The organism is Bradyrhizobium sp. (genome assembly GCF_047605465.1).
GTDB lineage: Bacteria > Pseudomonadota > Alphaproteobacteria > Rhizobiales > Xanthobacteraceae > Bradyrhizobium.
In genome coordinates this window covers 1-16,059 of sequence record NZ_JASGFS010000097.1, presented here as the reverse complement: position 1 = coordinate 16,059, position 16,059 = coordinate 1, and the positions used below count along the sequence as shown (strand labels likewise).

The following is a 16,059-nucleotide window of genomic DNA, read 5'->3' as shown; positions in this document are numbered from 1 at the left end:
CGGCCGAACGCCTGAGAGCGGCGCCGGCCGCCTCGATGGCCAGGCGGCCGGCGACTTCGCTCATCGGCGCAAGCAGAGGGAGGTGTCCGTTCGCGTCGGTGACCGTCTCATAGGCGATCGCAGTGCAGCCGGAGGCGAGCAGGCCCCTGGCCTGCTCCGGATCGGGCGCGAGGTGGAGATAGGTGAACAGGATCTGGTTGTCGTGGAGCTGGCCCCATTCGTCCTTCTGAGGCTCCTTCACCTTCACGATCATGTCGGACCTGGCGAAGATGGCGCGGGCATTGTCCGCGATCGCGGCCCCCGCCCGGCGATAGAGCTCGTCGGAGGCGCCGATGCCGCTGCCGGCGCCGGTCTCGACCGTCACCTCATGACCGGCCGCGACATATTCGCGAACCGCGCCGGGCGTCAGCCCGACGCGATATTCCTGCACCTTGATCTCCCGGGGAACACCAACGCGCATCTCCCAGCTCCTTCGCCAAAGTCTCGAGTCGCCGACCATCGTAGCCATTGGCCCGGTTTGGTTTCGTGCGAATATCCTGTAGTTTCGGACGATTGACGCCGGTTTCCGGCGCGGATCCGTCCTGTCACGCTGGAAACGAAACCTTGGCCCTGGACCGGAAAGATCTCGCCATCCTCGCGGAACTCACCACCAATGCGCGCGCGAGCCATACCGAGCTCGCCGCCAAGATCGGTCTGTCCAGCACGGCACTGGCGCGGCGGCAGAAGACACTGGAAGACGACGGCTACATCCAGGCCTATCAGGCCGCACTCGATCTCGCCCGGTTCGGCCTCACCACGACGGTGCTGGTTCGTATCGCTCTGGAGAGCCAGAGCGACGAGGCGCTGAAGGCCTTCGAGGCGGAGGTGGTGAAATGCCCCTCGGTCGTGCGCTGTTTCCTGATGTCGGGGACCGACGACTACATCCTGATCGTGCTCGCCCGGGACATCCAGGATTTCGAACGCATCCACCGGACCGAACTGTCGCGCCTGCCGCGCGTTGCCCGGGTGCAATCGAGCTTTGCGCTCCGCGAGGTCGTCAACCGCGCGGTGCCGACCGTGGTATTCGGCGAGATGAAGCGCTAGCCCGCCTCGCCTCTGCCGATTTCGCAGAGCCGACCGCCGGGCCGGTTCTGTCATCGAACTGTCATCAAATGTGCCGAGACGTGTTGCAGGGCATATTCGGGACCACACATGGACTATTTCAAGCGCTTCAACTTCCTGTTCGCCGCACCCGTGTTCGACGCCGACGACCTCGAAGGCGTCCGCTTCAACCAGATCATCGAGGAGATCCAGCGCTCCGGCTTCGAGGTGGTCCGGGCCCGCAAGCTGGAGGATGCCGAGATCGCGGTGCAAACCGACGCCGCGATCGGCTGCATGGTGGTGGACTGGGGCAAGAAGGGCCTGGAAGGCAAGACGTCGGCGCTGATCAACCTGATGCGCCGCCGCGGTCTCGACTTCCCGATCATCCTCCTGATCCGGCGCAAGCGGTTCGAGGACCTGCCGGTCGAAGTGCTCGACTTCATCGACGGCTACGTCTTCCTCTCCGAGGAGACCCCGCCCTTCATCGCCAAGAACCTGATCAGCCGGCTCAAGCAATACGCCGAGACACTGAAGACGCCGTTCTTCGGTGCGCTCGTCGACTATGCCGAGGAAGGCAACCAGCTCTGGACCTGCCCAGGGCACAATGGCGGGTCGTTTTACAGCCGCAGCCCGATCGGCCGGGTCTTCGTCGAACATCTCGGTGAAGCCGTGTTCCGCGACGACCTCGACAATTCCGTGCTCGATCTCGGCGACCTCCTCACCCATGAAGGCCCGGCCCTGAGGGCGCAGAAGGAAGCCGCCGCGATATTCGGGGCGGAGAAGACCTATTTCGTCCTCAACGGCACCTCGACCTCGAACAAGGTCGCGCTCGGCGCGCTCGTCACCGACGGCGATCTCGTGCTGTTCGACCGCAACAACCACAAGGCCGCCCATCACGGCGCGCTGCTGATCAACGGCGGCATCCCGATCTACGTGCCGACCATCCGCAATTCCTGGGGCCTGATCGGCCCGATGCGCTGGGACGCGCTCGACGAAAAGGCGCTGCGGGAGGCGATCCGCAACCATCCCCTGGTCGAAGACCGCGAGGCCTGGCGCAAGGAGCGCCCATTCCGCGTCGCCGTGGTCGAGCAGTGCACCTATGACGGCACGATCCACAGCGCCGAGATGATCCTCAAGCGCATCGGCCATCTCTGCGACTACATCCTGTTCGACGAGGCCTGGGCCGGCTTCATGAAATTCCATCCGCTCTATGCCGGTCGCTTCGCCATGGGACTGGCGAACCTCCCGCCCGAGGCGCCCGGCATCATCGCGACGCAATCCACCCACAAGCAGCTCGCGAGCTTTTCGCAGGCCTCGCAGATCCACATCAAGGATCGCCACATCCGCGGCCAGAAGCGGCGCGTCGAGCACCGTCGCTTCAACGAAAGCTTCATGCAGCACGCCTCGACATCGCCGTTCTACCCCCTGTTCGCCTCGCTCGACGTCGGCGCGCAGATGATGAAGGGCCGCTCCGGCGAGGTCCTGTGGGACGACACGATCCGTCTCGGCATCGAGCTTCGCAAGAAGATCCGCGCGATGCGCCGGGAGTTCGAGGAGAAGGAGCAGAATCCGGATCGCCGCTGGTTCTTCGAGCCCTTCGTTCCCGATCGCGTCGCCATTCCCGACGTCAGCCGCCCCGGCGCGGCCCACAACGTGGCCTGGGAAACCCTGTCCACGGACGAACTCGCCACCAACCCCGCCCTGTGGCAACTCTCGCCCGACAGCACCTGGCACGGCTTTCCGAATCTCGCGGAAGGTTTTGCCATGACCGATCCGAACAAGCTGACGCTGCTCACGCCCGGCTTCGACCGGACCACGGGAGCCTATGCCGAGCACGGCATCCCGGCGCCGGTTGTCGCGCAATATCTGCGCGAGAACCGCATCGTTCCCGAGAAGAACGACCTCAACTCCCTGCTCTTCCTGCTCACGCCCGGCGTCGAGGCGAGCAAGGCGGGCACACTGATTTCCGGCCTCGTCGCGTTCAAGAAGCTGCACGACGACAACGCGCTGCTCGCCGATGCAATCCCGGAATTCTATCAGCGGCGGCAGGCGCGCTATGCCGGAGTGCGGCTGCGCGACCTCTGCGGCGAAATGCACCGCTTCTTCCGCGCCGCCGATGTCAGCGCGCTCCAGGCGCGCCAGTTCACCCCCGAGCACCTGCCGGAAATCGCGCTGGCGCCGCGCGACGCCGCACGATGCCTGATCCGCAACGATGTCGATTATCTCCCGATCGAGGCGATCGGCGGCCGCGTCGCGACCACGCCCTTCGTCGTCTATCCGCCGGGCATCGCCACGATCGTTCCCGGCGAGCGACTGACGGAACGGGCGAAGCCGATGATCGACTACCTCAAGATGTTCGAAACCTGCTTCAACACGTTCCCCGGCTTCGACGTCGAAATCCAGGGTGTCTACAAGGAGATCGATGCCAGCGGACGGATCGGGCTGTATACTTACGTCGTTGCCGAGTAGGTGCCGATGAGCGAAACAGCCGTGATGCGCGCAGACGACGAGCCGGTCCTGGTCCGGCCGTCACGCGAGAGCGATATCGAGGCGATGCTGGCGATCTACCGCCATCACGTCCGCACCGGCGTGCCGCGCGATGTCGAGGGAACCGGTGCGCCCGAGCCGGACGACCTGCGTGACCGCCGCAAGAACCTGAAGCAGACCCGCCTGCCGCATCTGGTGGCGACCTATCGCGGCGAGGTCGTGGGCTATGCCTACGCAGTGCTGTTCCGCAAGCGGCCGGCCTATCGCTATACGGCCAAGCATTCGATCTACGTCCATCACGAGCATCTCGGGCGGGGCGTCGGACGGCTGTTGCTCGGGGAATTGATCGACGCCTGCGCGGCGGCGGGTTTTCGGCAGATGATCGGCTATATCGATGCCGACAATGGTGCTTCGCTGACGCTCCACGAAAAGTTCGGCTTTTCCCGGATCGGCCTGCTGTGCGGGGTCGCCTATCGTCACGGCCGCTGGTCCGACACGGTGATGGTACAGCGCTCGCTCGGCGCAGGCACAACGGCGCCTCCACCCGTCACGGCCCCCGGCCGATAGACCCTACGACGGAAGATCAGCCGGCCTGACCTGAATACGGTCGGCATGCAGCGACCAATGGTGCAGAGCCTGCTGCTTGCAGAACTTCGCTTTCGCCCGTTCCTCGGCTTCGTTCTCGTCGGCCGCGTCGATCTCGATCGCGCTCTGGCAGACCTCGCTCTGCCGGCCATACTGGCCGAGCACGTCCTTCATGAACCTGACGACATAAACTGACATGGGACCTCCTGCTGCCCCGGCGGCACTCTAGTCCCATTTAGGCCGGCCAGGGACAGGAGATTTTGATGCGGATCAAGATCGCGCGGAGGCGGTGGACAACTCATTGCGGAACCTGCCGCCGGGGTCTAAGCCGGTGCGCCGGTCCTCACCGATAAGGGTTTCGCCTTGCACTTTGTCTCCGATACCGAAGTCACGAAGGTTCTGACCTTCCCGATCCTCATTGCTGCCCTGGAGGCCGCGCACCGCCGGCCGAAAATGGAGGTGCTGGACGCCTTCCTCGGCGGCGAGAAGGCGCAGTACGTCATTCGCAGCGCCGTGGATCACGGCCGGTACATGGCGAGCAAGATGTTCACCAGCTTTCCCGCCAACCTCGCGGAGGGCAAGATGCCGGCCGTGCAGGCCGTGTGCGTGCTGTTCGACGGCACGAACGGGCGGCCGCTGGCTGCGATGGACGGCACCGAGATCACCCATTGGCGCACCGCCGCCGACTCCGCGCTGGGCACGAAGCTTCTCGCAGGTCCCAATCCGGAGACCCTCCTTTGCGTCGGTGCGGGCGAGATGTCGGAATGGCTCATCCGGGGGCATCGCACCGTGCGAGCGTCGCTGCAACGCGTCCTGATCTGGAATCGGAGCCCCGACCGCGCGGCTGATCTCGTCAAGCGACTGGCCGCCGACGGCATCAAGGCAGAGACCATCACGGACCTCGACGCCGCGACGCGCGAGGCGGACGTCATCACGGCGTGTACCCGGTCGCATCAACCGCTGATCAAGGGCCGCAATCTGCGGCCGGGCACGCATCTCGACCTGGTCGGCGGCTACACGCCGCAGACGCGCGAGGCCGATGACGACGCGGCCAGGATGTCGCGCGTCTTCGTGGATCGCCGGGAATCCGCCTTCCATGGCGTCGGCGACATCCTGCAACCGATCGCAAGCGGCGCGATCAGCGAGACCGACGTCCTCGGCGATCTCTACGATCTCGTCGGTGGCCCCGTCGAAGGGCGGACTTCATCGTCCGACATCACCTTCTTCAAGAACGCCGGCGGCGGTCACCTCGACCTCATGACCTGTGAGGCCGTCTTCCAGCAGCTCGGGGCAAATCTGGGGTAGCGCTCGCTACCGCGGCATCACTCCGAACGCCTCCTTGAAGCGCTCGGCATAACGCGGCCAGACCTCGGGATTGATGATACGCGGCGGCCGCTTGCCGTCGAGCGTTTCCAGCACCTGCTCGGCGGCGATCCGGCCCATGTTCTCGCGCGCCTCCACCGTCACGCCCGCGGTGTGGGGGCTCGCCAGCACGTTGTCGAACTGGAGCAGCGGATGCTCCGGCGGCGGCGGCTCCTTGGACCAGACGTCGAGGCCCGCCCCCGCGATGCGCTTGTCGCGCAACGCGCCGAGCAGCGCATCCTCGTCGTGGATGAAGCCGCGCGCCGTGGTGATGAAATAGGCGTGCGGCTGCATCAGCGCGAACTCGCGCACGCTGATCATGTTGCGGCTGCCCTTGTTCAGCGGACAGGAGATCGAGACGAAGTCCGCGCGGCGCAGGAGTTCGTCCAGCTCGACCTTCTCACCGCCCCGCTCCGCCATCACCTCTGCCGTGAGGTAAGGATCGTAGGCGAGCACTTTCATGCCGAGCAGGCCCTTGCACAGCGCCGCGATACGGCGTCCGACATTGCCGAGACCGATGATGCCGACGGTCTTGTGCTCGACCTCGTTGCCGACGAGCTCGTTCCGGTTGACGTCGCGCTCGCGGCGCAGGCGGCGGTCGGACTGGATGATGCGCTTGGACAGCGTCAGCATCATCGCCAGCGCATGTTCGGCCACCGAATGGGCGTTGCCTCCGGACTGGTTGACGACCAGCACGCCGGCATCTGTGCAAGCCTCAACGTCGACGGGATCGAAGCCCGCGCCATTGCTGGAGACCAGCAGCAGGTTCGGCGTGCGCTTGAGGAAGGCGGCATCGACGTGGAAGTGCGGCGCGAGTTCATCGCGGGCCGCGCCGATCTGGTAGACGTGCGCCGCGCTCAGGATCGGCGCATAGAAATCTTCGGGGCTCTCGTTCTCGATCCGGTCGAGCCGGACGTCGGGCCTCGTCTTCAGGATGTCGATGTAAATCGGATTGGCCAGGTATTTGACGTAGAAGACGCGTTTGCTGTTGACGGACATCAGGACCCTTCCGGCTCGACCGGGAAGATCGGAAAAGTCAGCGCGGTACGCGCCTTCTCCATGCTCTCCTCCCGCTTTTTCGTTGTCGTTGCTTATGACATGGCGGCGCCGGCCACGTCAGTCCATCTGGTGCAGATCACGGTGCCGGCCGGGACATGTTGACAATCCCGCTCGCCGCGTCAAGTTCGGCGGGTCGCCGCGACGCCGAATGACCAAGAAGCATGCAGCGCGGCCGAAGGGAGAACGCAATGGCGGTTGCGGAACAGCATAGCTCGGCCCAGGTGGCACAGGCCTCCGATCACAGGAGCTGGCACGACATCGTCCTGCAGACCCTGAAGCGAAACGAGATCAGCCTCGTCCCTTACGTGCCCGACCGCGTGCTGACGCCGCTGATCAAGAACCTGCACGCCGACCCTTTCTTCACGACCTTCGCCACCGCCCGCGAGGAGGAGGCCGTCGGCATCGTTTCGGGCGCCTGGATGGGCGGACGACGCGGTGCGGTCCTGATGCAGACCTCGGGCTTTGCCACGCTCGCCAATGTGCTGGCCTCGCTCGCGGTGCCCTACCAGATTCCGCTGATCATGTTCGTTTCCGAGCGCGGCACGCTCGGAGAGTTCAACTACGGGCAGTCGCTGGTCTGCCGCACCATGCGGCCGGTGCTCGATTCACTGGCGCTGGAGCATCACACCATCACCAGGCTCGACGAGCTCGAATTCATCGCCGACCGTTCGATCAAGCAGGCCGTCACCACCCAGGCGCCGGTCGCGCTGATCCTCAATCCGCTGCTGACGGGCGGCAAGGTTTTCGACAAGTGAGGCCGTCGCACATGAACAAGGATCTGGACGCGCGCAACACCAAGGTGATGAACCGCTTCGACCTCACCTCGCGCCTGATCGCGAAGCTCGGGAACGAGGAAGCCGTCATCGGCGGCATCGGCAACACCAATTTCGACCTGTGGGCCGCCGGCCATCGCCCGCAGAACTTCTATATGCTCGGCAGCATGGGCCTCGCCTTCCCGATCGCGCTCGGCGTCGCGCTGGCGCAACCGGACCGCCGCGTCATCGCACTCGAAGGCGACGGTTCGCTGCTGATGCAGCTCGGTGCGCTCTCGACCATCGCGACCCTCAAGCCGAAAAACCTCACCATGATCGTGATGGACAACGGCATCTACCAGATCACGGGTGCGCAGCCGACGCCCGCGGCAAGCGTGGCCGATATCGTCGCCATCGCGACCGGTTCCGGCCTTGCGGCCAGCGCCTGGGCTGCCGATGAAGAAGACTTCGAGCGTCTGGTGGAAGGAGCGCTCACTGCTTCCGAGCCCAGCCTGATCGCCGTCCGGATCGACGACAAGCCGGGGGTCGGGACCACCCGCCGCGACCCCGTGCAGATCAGGGAGCGGTTCATGCACGGCCTGGGCGTGCGCGAGCCCCTTTAATTTTTCGTCATTAACTACACGGCCATCTGATCCCGGCACGGTCGCGGCCTGTCGTAAATCCATGCTAAGGCGACCGGATGAACTTTCTTCTCCGTTGTTCCGCCTGGCTTCTTGCCGCCGCCGTCACATTCGCAACCCTCGGGCCGGCGAACCTGCGGCCGCATTCCGACCTCAGCCAGGATGGCGAACACGCACTCGCCTTCGTCCTGGTCGGAATAGCCTTCGGCCTGGCCTACCGAAATCGTCGCTGGCTGGTCGCGGCCCTCTCTGTCGTGCTGATCGGCCTGCTCGAGCTGATGCAGTTCTGGGCGCCGGGACGGCATGCGCGGCTGGAAGACTTTCTGGTGGATGCGGCTACGGCTTGCGCCGGCCTCGCGCTCGCCGCGGTTGGCGATTGGGCCATCACGCGCTTCCGCTCCAAGCCCGTCATGGCAAGCGAAGGCCCCGCGGAGTGACGCTCCGCAGGGCCGTCCCTTCAACTCCTGAACGCCAATCGATCAATCGATGATCTTGACGACACGGCGCGTGCGCGGCTCGACGATCACGCGGCGATCGTTGACCACGGCATAGCGATACTCGGTGTAGTTCGGAACCGGGCGCAGCACCACGGTCGGGGGCAGAGGCTCGCCGACCACGACACGCTCGCGGACCACGACGGAATCATCGCGCGGAATCCCGCCGAGCACAGCATTCGGAATTTCGAGACCGGCGCCCACGGCCGCACCCACGGTGCCACCGACCATCGCGCCGATCGGCCCACCGATGTCACCGCCCGCACGCGCGCCGTCCGCGGCGCCCTGAGCGGTGGTCGACTGAGCAAAGGCGGCGCTGGACGCGAGCAGCGAAGCAGCGGCCAACGAAATCGCAAGACGGGTTTTCATGTCCACACTCTCCAGTGTTGTTGTGCGCCGTCAACCGCGAGCCCCGGCCGTAGTTCCGGTTCCCTCGCGGAGAAAGTCACGCCACTGTTACTGCAGAACACTTCACGCTGCGGCGATCACCGGACCCGTCATCAGTTCCAGCACGCGCTCACGCCTTGGGCGTATCGCCGGTCGCTCCTCGCGGTGCGCGTCTGCGCGAATTTCGCGGTTTTGGTGACGGTGCGGCGGTTGCCTTGACCCGAATCCGCATCGACCGGCCGTTCGACTCGTCGATCTCGAAAGCGTTCGTTTTCCGAACGAGGTCGCTCAGCTTGCGGAAGCCAAAGGTCCGCGGATCGAAATCGGACGCCAGGTTGGCAAGCTGGCGCCCGACCTCCCCGAGCGTGACCCAGCCGTCTTCGCTCTCCATCTGGGTGATGACCCTCTTGATGATCGGGGTTGCTGCGTCGAGCGGCTGCAGCGCCGTTGGTTTCGACGCGGCGTCCTGCGCGTTCACCGAGCCAGTGAGCAGGTTCTCCGTGTAGACGAATCTTCGGCAGGCCTGCCGGAAGCTTTCCGGCGTCTTGTGTTCACCGAACCCGAAGACGTCGATGCCCTGCTCCCGTATGCGGGCAGCGAGGCGGGTAAAGTCGCTGTCGGACGACACCAGGCAGAAGCCGTCGAACCGCCCGCTGTGCAGCAGGTCCATCGCGTCGATGACCAGCGTGATGTCCGAGGCGTTCTTTCCCGTCGTGTAGGCGAATTGCTGCTGCGGGATGATGGCATGCTTCGACAGGATGTCGGCCCAGCCCTTGGATCGCGCGCTGGAGAAGTCGCCGTAGATGCGGCGGACGCTGGCCTCACCGATCTTGGCGATTTCCTCGAACAATCCGTCGGCGATCTTCGCGGAGGCATTGTCGGCGTCGATCAAGACGGCGAGACGGGGCGAACGGAGTTCAGAAGGCATGGCTTCCCTCGAAAAACGACACGCGCTCGAACACGGCCATGCCGGGCAGCGCGCAGACAGCGATGGATGGATATACCGTTGCGGTGGCGTCCGCCGCCAGAGCTGATTTCTTTCGGCCGGCCGTGGCGGACCGCCAACGGAAGGCAGCCCAGCTTTGCGTCCGGCATCGCAAGCGCTGGACGTCGCCAACAGTTCCGCCGCGACGCTCCGCACCGTCCGGGCGATCTCCGGATATCCCCGAGATGATAGCCCTTATCGTCCTCGGCAAGCGTTTCGACGATCGATCGCGCGCGGGCAGCCAATGCACGCCGCAGCCGCACGCCTCGCGATCGGCCATCAAACCCGATCTGCGATCGAAATCGACCTCTCCCCGCTTTGGGGGAGAGGTGAAGTTCGGTTCAGAGTAACCCTGCCCCCCGCGCCCATTTGTACTTGGCGCCGAGCACCTCGACCGGAAGCTCGGTCGAATAGGCATAAGCCGGGATACCATTCTGGTAGAGATATTCGGCGGCCTCCTCGACCTCGACGTCGCCGGCGAGCGACGCCACGATCGGCTTCACGAAGCCCTTGGCCTCCATCTCCTTCTTCACCTCGACCATGTTGCGGGCGAACACCATCGGCGGAGTGACGATGGTGTGCCAGTAGCCGAGGATCAGCGCATGGATGCGATCGTCGGAGAGGCCGAGCTTCACCGTGTTGATATAGGTGATCGGCGGCTCGCCGCCGGTGATGTCGACGGGATTTCCCGCCGCGCCGAATGGCGGGATGAACTTGCGGAACGCCGCATCGAGATCGGGTGGCATCGACATCAACGACAGGCCGTTGTCGACGCAGGAGTCCGACAGGAGCACGCCCGAGCCGCCGGCGCCGGTGATGATCAGGATATTCTCGCCCTTCGGCGTCGGCAGGACCGGCACGCCGCGGGCGAATTCGAGCAACTGCCGCAACGAACGGGCACGGATCACGCCCGACTGCGCCAGAACGTCCTCGTAGATCTTGTCGTTGCCGGCGAGCGCGCCCGTGTGCGAGGACGCCGCCTTGGCGCCGGCCGAGGTGCGGCCGGCCTTCAGCACGATGACCGGCTTCTTCTTGGAGACGCGCTTGGCGGCTTCCGCGAAGGCGCGCCCGTCCTTGAGGTCTTCGCAGTGCTGCGCGATCAGGTTCGTGTTCGGATCCTGCTCGAAGAAGGCGAGCAGATCGTCTTCGTCGATGTCGGACTTGTTGCCGAGGCCAACGATCGCCGAGACGCCCATCTTGGCCGAACGAGAGAAGCCGATGATGGCCATGCCGATGCCGCCCGACTGCGACGACAGCGCCGCGTGTCCCTTCACGTCATAGGCCGTGCAGAAGGTCGCGCAGAGATTGGCCGGCGTATAATAGAACCCGTAGATGTTCGGCCCCATCAGGCGAATGTCGTACTTCTTGCCGACCTCCACGATCTCGGCCTGCAGCTCCGGCGCGCCGGCTTCGGCGAAGCCGGACGGGATCAGAACGGCGCCAGGGATTTTCTTCTCGCCGCACTCGGCGAGCGCTGCGGCCACGAACTTCGCCGGGATCGCGAACACCGCGACGTCGATCACGCCGGGCACGTCCTTGACGCTCTTGTAGGCCTTGTAGCCGAGGATTTCGGCGGCCTTCGGATGGATCGGATAGATGTCGCCCTTGTAGCCGCCGTTGATGAGGTTCTTCATCACGGAGTTGCCGATCTTGCCGTCTTCGGCGGAGGCGCCGACCACGGCAACCGCCTTCGGCTGCATGATGCGGTTCATCGCCGCAACGATTTCCTCGGTCGGGCGCGGCTTGGGCTTCGGCTTGTAGGCGAAGTCGACGACGATGCGCACGTCCGCAGCCGTGGCATCCTTCGCTGTCGCGAACACCGGGTTGAGGTCGAGCTCGACGATCTCGGGGAAGTCGGTGACGAGCTGCGAGACCTTGACGATCACATCGGCAAGCGCCGCGCGGTTCACCGGTTCACCACCGCGAACCCCTTTCAGGATCTCATGCGCCTGGATGCCGTCGAGCATCGACAAGGCATCCTCCCTGGTCGCGGGCGCCAAGCGGAAGGTGATGTCCTTCAACACCTCGACCAGCACACCGCCGAGGCCGAAGGCGACGAGCTTGCCGAAGGAGCCGTCGGTGATCGAGCCGACGATGACCTCGGTGCCGCCGGCCAGCATCTGCTGCACCTGGACCCCCTCGACCTTGGCATCGGCCTTGTACTTCCTGGCGTTGCCGAGAATGGTCTCGTAGGCTTTCTCGGCGTCCTCGGCCGTCTTGAGGCCGACGATCACGCCACCGGCCTCGGTCTTGTGGAGAATGTCCGGGGAGACGATCTTCATCACCACCGGGAAGCCCATGGCCGATGCCATCTTGCCGGCTTCGCCAGCCGACTTCGCCACGCCCTCCTTCGGTACCGGAATGCCGTAGGCGTCGCAGACCAGCTTGCCCTCCGGCGCGGTCAGGCTGGTGCGATTGTCGGACTTGACCTGGTCGAGCACCTTGCGGACGGCATCTTTGGAATTGGACATGTGGCTTCTCCCTTGAGCTCAGTTCTCGCTTTCTCGAAGCGCGTGCCGTGCGGCCGCCCGTGATGCTTGCCATTCGCAGCGCTTCGGCCCATGCCGGGAAGCAGAGTGGCGCATCGGCCGAATACTCCGCCGGCCTGGACCAAAATAGCTAGCGATGGCATTTGGTATGCCAGAAGCCAACTTGTCAAGCTGGGGCATCACTTAGAAGCCTGCAAAAAATAGCCAGCTTGACATTCTGGCATGTGGTATGCCAAAAACCTTCCCGTTAATATTCCTGTAAAAGACGACTCCCACTGGAGGAGATTCGTCGTGTCACTGCGGAAACCAACCAAGGCGTTGCCCAATATGACCGAGGCAGACATCGCAATCGTTCGTATTGCCCCGGAGAGCAGCTTCAAGAACAAGGCCTACGACGCCTTGAAGGAAGCCATCCTGAAGATGGACATCTATTCGACGCCCGAGCCGGTGATGCTGGACGAGCGCGCGCTGTCCGAACGCCTGGGTGTCAGCCGGACGCCGATCCGCGAAGCGATCGCGATGCTCGAGCAGGATGGCTTCGTGAAGACCGTGCCGCGCCGCGGCATCATGGTGGTGCGCAGGACCAAGACCGAGATCGTCGACATGATCCGCGCCTGGGCCGCGCTGGAGAGCATGGCCGCGCGCCTGATCACGACCACTGCGCGCAAGAAGGACATTTCGGCGCTGCGCGACTTCTTCAAGGATTTCGGCAAGGACCGCCTGCCCGAGGATCACGTCGAGGAGTATTCGCGCGCCAACATCGCCTTCCACCAGGCGCTGATCTCGCTGTCGGAATCCCCGGTGCTGGTCGATCTCACCAACGATCTCCTGCTTCATGTGCGCGGCTACCGGCAACTGACGATCGGACGCAAGGACCGCACCGCGACCTCCCTGCCCGAGCATCTCGGCATCATCGAAGCGCTGGAAGCGCGCGACACCGAACTCGCCGAGAAGCGCGCCCGCGACCACACCCTTGGCCTCGCCGCCTACGTCGAAGCGCACGGCCAGGAACTCTTTACCTAGCAAAACTCACCAGAAGGGCGAGGCATTCGCCCCGACGACCCGAAACGATACCTTGAGACCAGGGAGACAAGGCCCATGCTGAATACCGCGACCAAGTCCGAAGCACCGGGCACCGAGCAGGAACTGACGGATGGCTTCCACCTGGTCATCGACGCGCTCAAGCTGAACGGCATCAAGACGATCTACAACGTGCCGGGCATCCCGATTACGGATTTGGGCCGCATGGCGCAGGCCGCGGGCATTCGCGTGATCTCGTTCCGCCACGAGCAGAACGCCGGTTACGCCGCGGGCATCGCCGGCTACCTCACCAAGAAGCCCGGCGTCTGTCTCACCGTCTCCGCACCCGGCTTCCTCAACGGTCTCACCGCGCTCGCGCACGCCACCACCAACTGCTACCCGATGATCCTGGTCTCGGGCTCGTCCGAGCGCGAGATCGTCGACCTCCAGCAGGGCGACTACGAGGAGATGGATCAGCTCGCGATCGCAAAGCCGCTCTGCAAGGCGGCCTATCGCGTTCTGCACGCCCAGGACATCGGCATCGGCTTCGCCCGCGCCATCCGCGCCGCGGTCTCTGGCCGCCCCGGCGGCGTCTATCTCGACCTGCCGGCCAAGCTGTTCGGCCAGGTGATGAATGCGGAGGCCGGCCGGAAGTCGCTGGTTCAGGTGATCGACGCCGCGCCCGCGCAGATCCCCTCGCCCGCCTCGGTCAAGCGCGCGCTCGACGTGCTCAAGGGTGCAAAGCGCCCGCTCATCATTCTCGGCAAGGGCGCGGCCTACGCGCAGGCCGACGAGGAGATCAAGACCTTCGTCGAGAAGAGCGGCGTGCCGTTCCTCCCGATGAGCATGGCCAAGGGCCTCCTCGCCGATACGCATCCGCAATGCGCCGGCGCCGCCCGCTCGACGGTGCTGAAGGAATCCGACGTCGTGATGCTGATCGGCGCGCGGCTGAACTGGCTGCTCTCGCACGGCAAGGGCAAAAGCTGGGGCGAAGCGCCGAAGCAGTTCATCCAGGTCGACATCGAGCCGAAGGAGATGGACTCCAACGTCGAGATCGTCGCGCCCGTCGTCGGCGACATCGGCTCGGTGGTCTCGGCGTTCAACCAGGCGATGGGGTCGTCATGGACCGCGCCGCCGGCCGAATGGACCAGGGCCATCGCCTCCAAGCGCGAAGAGAACGTCGCCAAGATGGCGCCGAAGCTGATGAACAACAAGTCGCCGATGGACTATCACGGCGCGCTCGGCGTGCTCAAGAACGTCATCAAGGATCATCCCGAGGCGATCCTCGTGAACGAAGGCGCCAACACGCTCGACCTCGCCCGCGGCGTCATCGACATGTACCGGCCGCGCAAGCGTCTCGACGTCGGCACCTGGGGCGTGATGGGCATCGGCATGGGCCAGGCGATCGCCGCCGCGCTCGAGACCGGCAACCCCGTGCTGGCGGTGGAAGGCGACAGCGCCTTCGGCTTCTCCGGCATGGAGGTCGAGACCATCTGCCGCTACAACCTGCCGATCTGCATCGTCATCTTCAACAATGACGGCATCTATCGCGGCACCGACGTCAACAACGCCAACGCCGATCCGGCGACCACCGTGTTCGTCAAGGGCGCCCGCTACGACAAGATGATGGAAGCCTTCGGCGGCATCGGCGTGAATGCGACGTCGCCGGACGAGCTCAAGCGCGCCGTCAGCGAGGCGATGGCCTCGGGCAAGCCGACGCTCATCAACGCGGTGATCGATCCGGCCGCCGGCTCGGAAAGCGGCCGCATCGGCAACCTCAATCCGCAGAGCGTTCTGCAGAAGAAGAAATAGGCAACAGCCGGGGCATTCTCCGCGCAGGCGGGGAACGGTCATCGCCGGACCATCCGGCGAGCACTGAGGCCCGAACGACAGCGATGACTGAATGCCTGCCTTCGCGGGCGTGACGGAAACAGAGTGGTAACAGGAGCAACACAATGACCAAAGCGCTCACGGGCGTCCGCATTCTCGACTTCACCCACGTCCAGTCCGGACCGACCTGCACGCAGCTGCTGGCCTGGTTCGGCGCCGACGTGATCAAGGTGGAACGTCCGGGCGTGGGCGACATCACCCGCGGTCAGCTGCAGGACATCCCGAACGTGGACAGCCTGTATTTCACCATGCTCAACCACAACAAGCGCTCGATCACGCTCGACACCAAGAACCCCAAGGGCAAGGAAGTCCTCACCGAGCTGATCAAGAAGTGCGACGTGCTGGTCGAGAATTTCGGCCCCGGCGTGCTCGACCGCATGGGCTTTCCCTGGGAGAAGATCCAGCAGATCAACCCGAAGATGATCGTCGCCTCGATCAAGGGCTTCGGACCCGGGCCCTACGAGGACTGCAAGGTCTATGAGAACGTCGCCCAGTGCACCGGCGGCGCCGCCTCCACCACCGGCTTCCGCGACGGTGTGCCGCTCGTCACCGGCGCGCAGATCGGCGATTCCGGCACCGGCCTGCATCTGGCGCTCGGCATCGTCACCGCGCTCTATCACCGCACCCATTCCGGCAAGGGCCAGCGCGTCACCGCGGCGATGCAGGACGGCGTGCTCAACCTCTCGCGCGTCAAGCTGCGCGACCAGCAGCGCCTCGCCCACGGTCCGCTCAAGGAATACAGCCAGTTCGGCGAAGGCATTCCGTTCGGTGATGCCGTGCCGCGCGCCGGCAACGATTCCGGCGGCGGCCAGCCCGGCCGCATCCTGA

At 64.9% G+C, this 16,059-nt stretch carries 15 protein-coding genes and 1 pseudogene; 10 read left to right on the top strand and 6 right to left on the bottom strand.

Annotated elements, in window-relative coordinates; all coding sequences use genetic code 11:
* Positions 1-460, bottom strand: a pseudogene (locus QM712_RS34670) (alanine dehydrogenase); the annotation flags it as partial.
* Positions 461-603: 143 nt separating this feature from the next.
* Here QM712_RS34670 and QM712_RS34665 point away from each other — a divergent pair.
* From QM712_RS34665 to QM712_RS34655, 3 genes are all read left to right on the top strand, one after another.
* The gene (locus QM712_RS34665) at positions 604-1,083 is read left to right on the top strand and encodes an Lrp/AsnC family transcriptional regulator (protein ID WP_415027656.1); all 480 of its coding nucleotides are present in this window, start codon (positions 604-606) and stop codon (positions 1,081-1,083) included.
* Positions 1,084-1,191: 108 nt separating this feature from the next.
* On the top strand, positions 1,192-3,549 hold the full coding sequence (locus QM712_RS34660; RefSeq protein WP_415027655.1) for an Orn/Lys/Arg decarboxylase N-terminal domain-containing protein: 2,358 nt from the start codon (positions 1,192-1,194) through the stop codon (positions 3,547-3,549).
* Positions 3,550-3,555: 6 nt separating this feature from the next.
* The gene (locus QM712_RS34655) at positions 3,556-4,134 is read left to right on the top strand and encodes a GNAT family N-acetyltransferase (RefSeq protein WP_415027654.1); all 579 of its coding nucleotides are present in this window, start codon (positions 3,556-3,558) and stop codon (positions 4,132-4,134) included.
* A gap of 3 nt (positions 4,135-4,137) precedes the next feature.
* On the opposite strand, the gene QM712_RS34650 is transcribed toward QM712_RS34655, so the two are convergent.
* On the bottom strand, positions 4,138-4,350 hold the full coding sequence (locus QM712_RS34650) for a hypothetical protein (protein ID WP_415027653.1): 213 nt from the start codon (positions 4,348-4,350) through the stop codon (positions 4,138-4,140).
* Between the two features lie 165 nt (positions 4,351-4,515).
* Between QM712_RS34650 and QM712_RS34645 the strand changes: the two genes are divergently transcribed.
* Positions 4,516-5,457, top strand: coding sequence for an ornithine cyclodeaminase family protein (locus QM712_RS34645; protein ID WP_415027652.1), 942 nt, complete (start codon positions 4,516-4,518; stop codon positions 5,455-5,457).
* 6 nt (positions 5,458-5,463) lie between these two features.
* Here QM712_RS34645 and QM712_RS34640 read toward each other — a convergent pair whose 3' ends face one another.
* Positions 5,464-6,513 carry a hydroxyacid dehydrogenase gene (locus QM712_RS34640; protein ID WP_415027651.1) on the bottom strand — a complete coding sequence of 350 codons (1,050 nt, stop codon included), beginning with the start codon at positions 6,511-6,513 and terminating at the stop codon, positions 5,464-5,466.
* 248 nt (positions 6,514-6,761) lie between these two features.
* On the opposite strand from QM712_RS34640, the gene QM712_RS34635 reads away from it, so the two are divergent.
* The 3 genes from QM712_RS34635 (at position 6,762) to QM712_RS34625 (ending at position 8,403) form a co-directional block, all read left to right on the top strand.
* On the top strand, positions 6,762-7,328 hold the full coding sequence (locus QM712_RS34635; RefSeq protein WP_415027650.1) for a thiamine pyrophosphate-binding protein: 567 nt from the start codon (positions 6,762-6,764) through the stop codon (positions 7,326-7,328).
* 11 nt (positions 7,329-7,339) lie between these two features.
* Positions 7,340-7,948, top strand: a complete 609-nt coding sequence (locus QM712_RS34630) for a thiamine pyrophosphate-dependent enzyme (RefSeq protein WP_415027649.1) — start codon at positions 7,340-7,342, stop codon at positions 7,946-7,948.
* A gap of 77 nt (positions 7,949-8,025) precedes the next feature.
* Positions 8,026-8,403, top strand: a complete 378-nt coding sequence (locus QM712_RS34625) for a VanZ family protein (protein WP_415027648.1) — start codon at positions 8,026-8,028, stop codon at positions 8,401-8,403.
* Positions 8,404-8,445: 42 nt separating this feature from the next.
* Here the strand turns inward: QM712_RS34625 and QM712_RS34620 are convergent, their stop codons facing one another.
* From QM712_RS34620 to QM712_RS34610, 3 genes are all read right to left on the bottom strand, one after another.
* Positions 8,446-8,829, bottom strand: a complete 384-nt coding sequence (locus QM712_RS34620) for a DUF1236 domain-containing protein (protein ID WP_415027647.1) — start codon at positions 8,827-8,829, stop codon at positions 8,446-8,448.
* A gap of 148 nt (positions 8,830-8,977) precedes the next feature.
* Entirely contained in the window at positions 8,978-9,775 is a 798-nt protein-coding gene (locus tag QM712_RS34615) for an NYN domain-containing protein (RefSeq protein ID WP_415027657.1), read from the bottom strand.
* A gap of 398 nt (positions 9,776-10,173) precedes the next feature.
* A complete protein-coding gene (locus QM712_RS34610) occupies positions 10,174-12,303 on the bottom strand; it encodes an acetate--CoA ligase family protein (RefSeq protein WP_415027646.1) in 2,130 nt (709 codons plus the stop codon).
* Between the two features lie 345 nt (positions 12,304-12,648).
* Here QM712_RS34610 and QM712_RS34605 point away from each other — a divergent pair, with 345 nt between their 5' ends.
* The 3 genes from QM712_RS34605 to QM712_RS34595 all read left to right on the top strand — a co-directional run.
* Complete coding sequence (locus QM712_RS34605; protein WP_415027645.1) at positions 12,649-13,344, top strand: GntR family transcriptional regulator; 696 nt, start codon at positions 12,649-12,651, stop codon at positions 13,342-13,344.
* Positions 13,345-13,419: 75 nt separating this feature from the next.
* Complete coding sequence (oxc, locus tag QM712_RS34600) at positions 13,420-15,153, top strand: oxalyl-CoA decarboxylase (RefSeq protein ID WP_415027644.1); 1,734 nt, start codon at positions 13,420-13,422, stop codon at positions 15,151-15,153.
* A gap of 143 nt (positions 15,154-15,296) precedes the next feature.
* Positions 15,297-16,059: formyl-CoA transferase (locus QM712_RS34595; RefSeq protein WP_415027643.1), on the top strand; the 763-nt coding region annotated here is incomplete at its 3' end.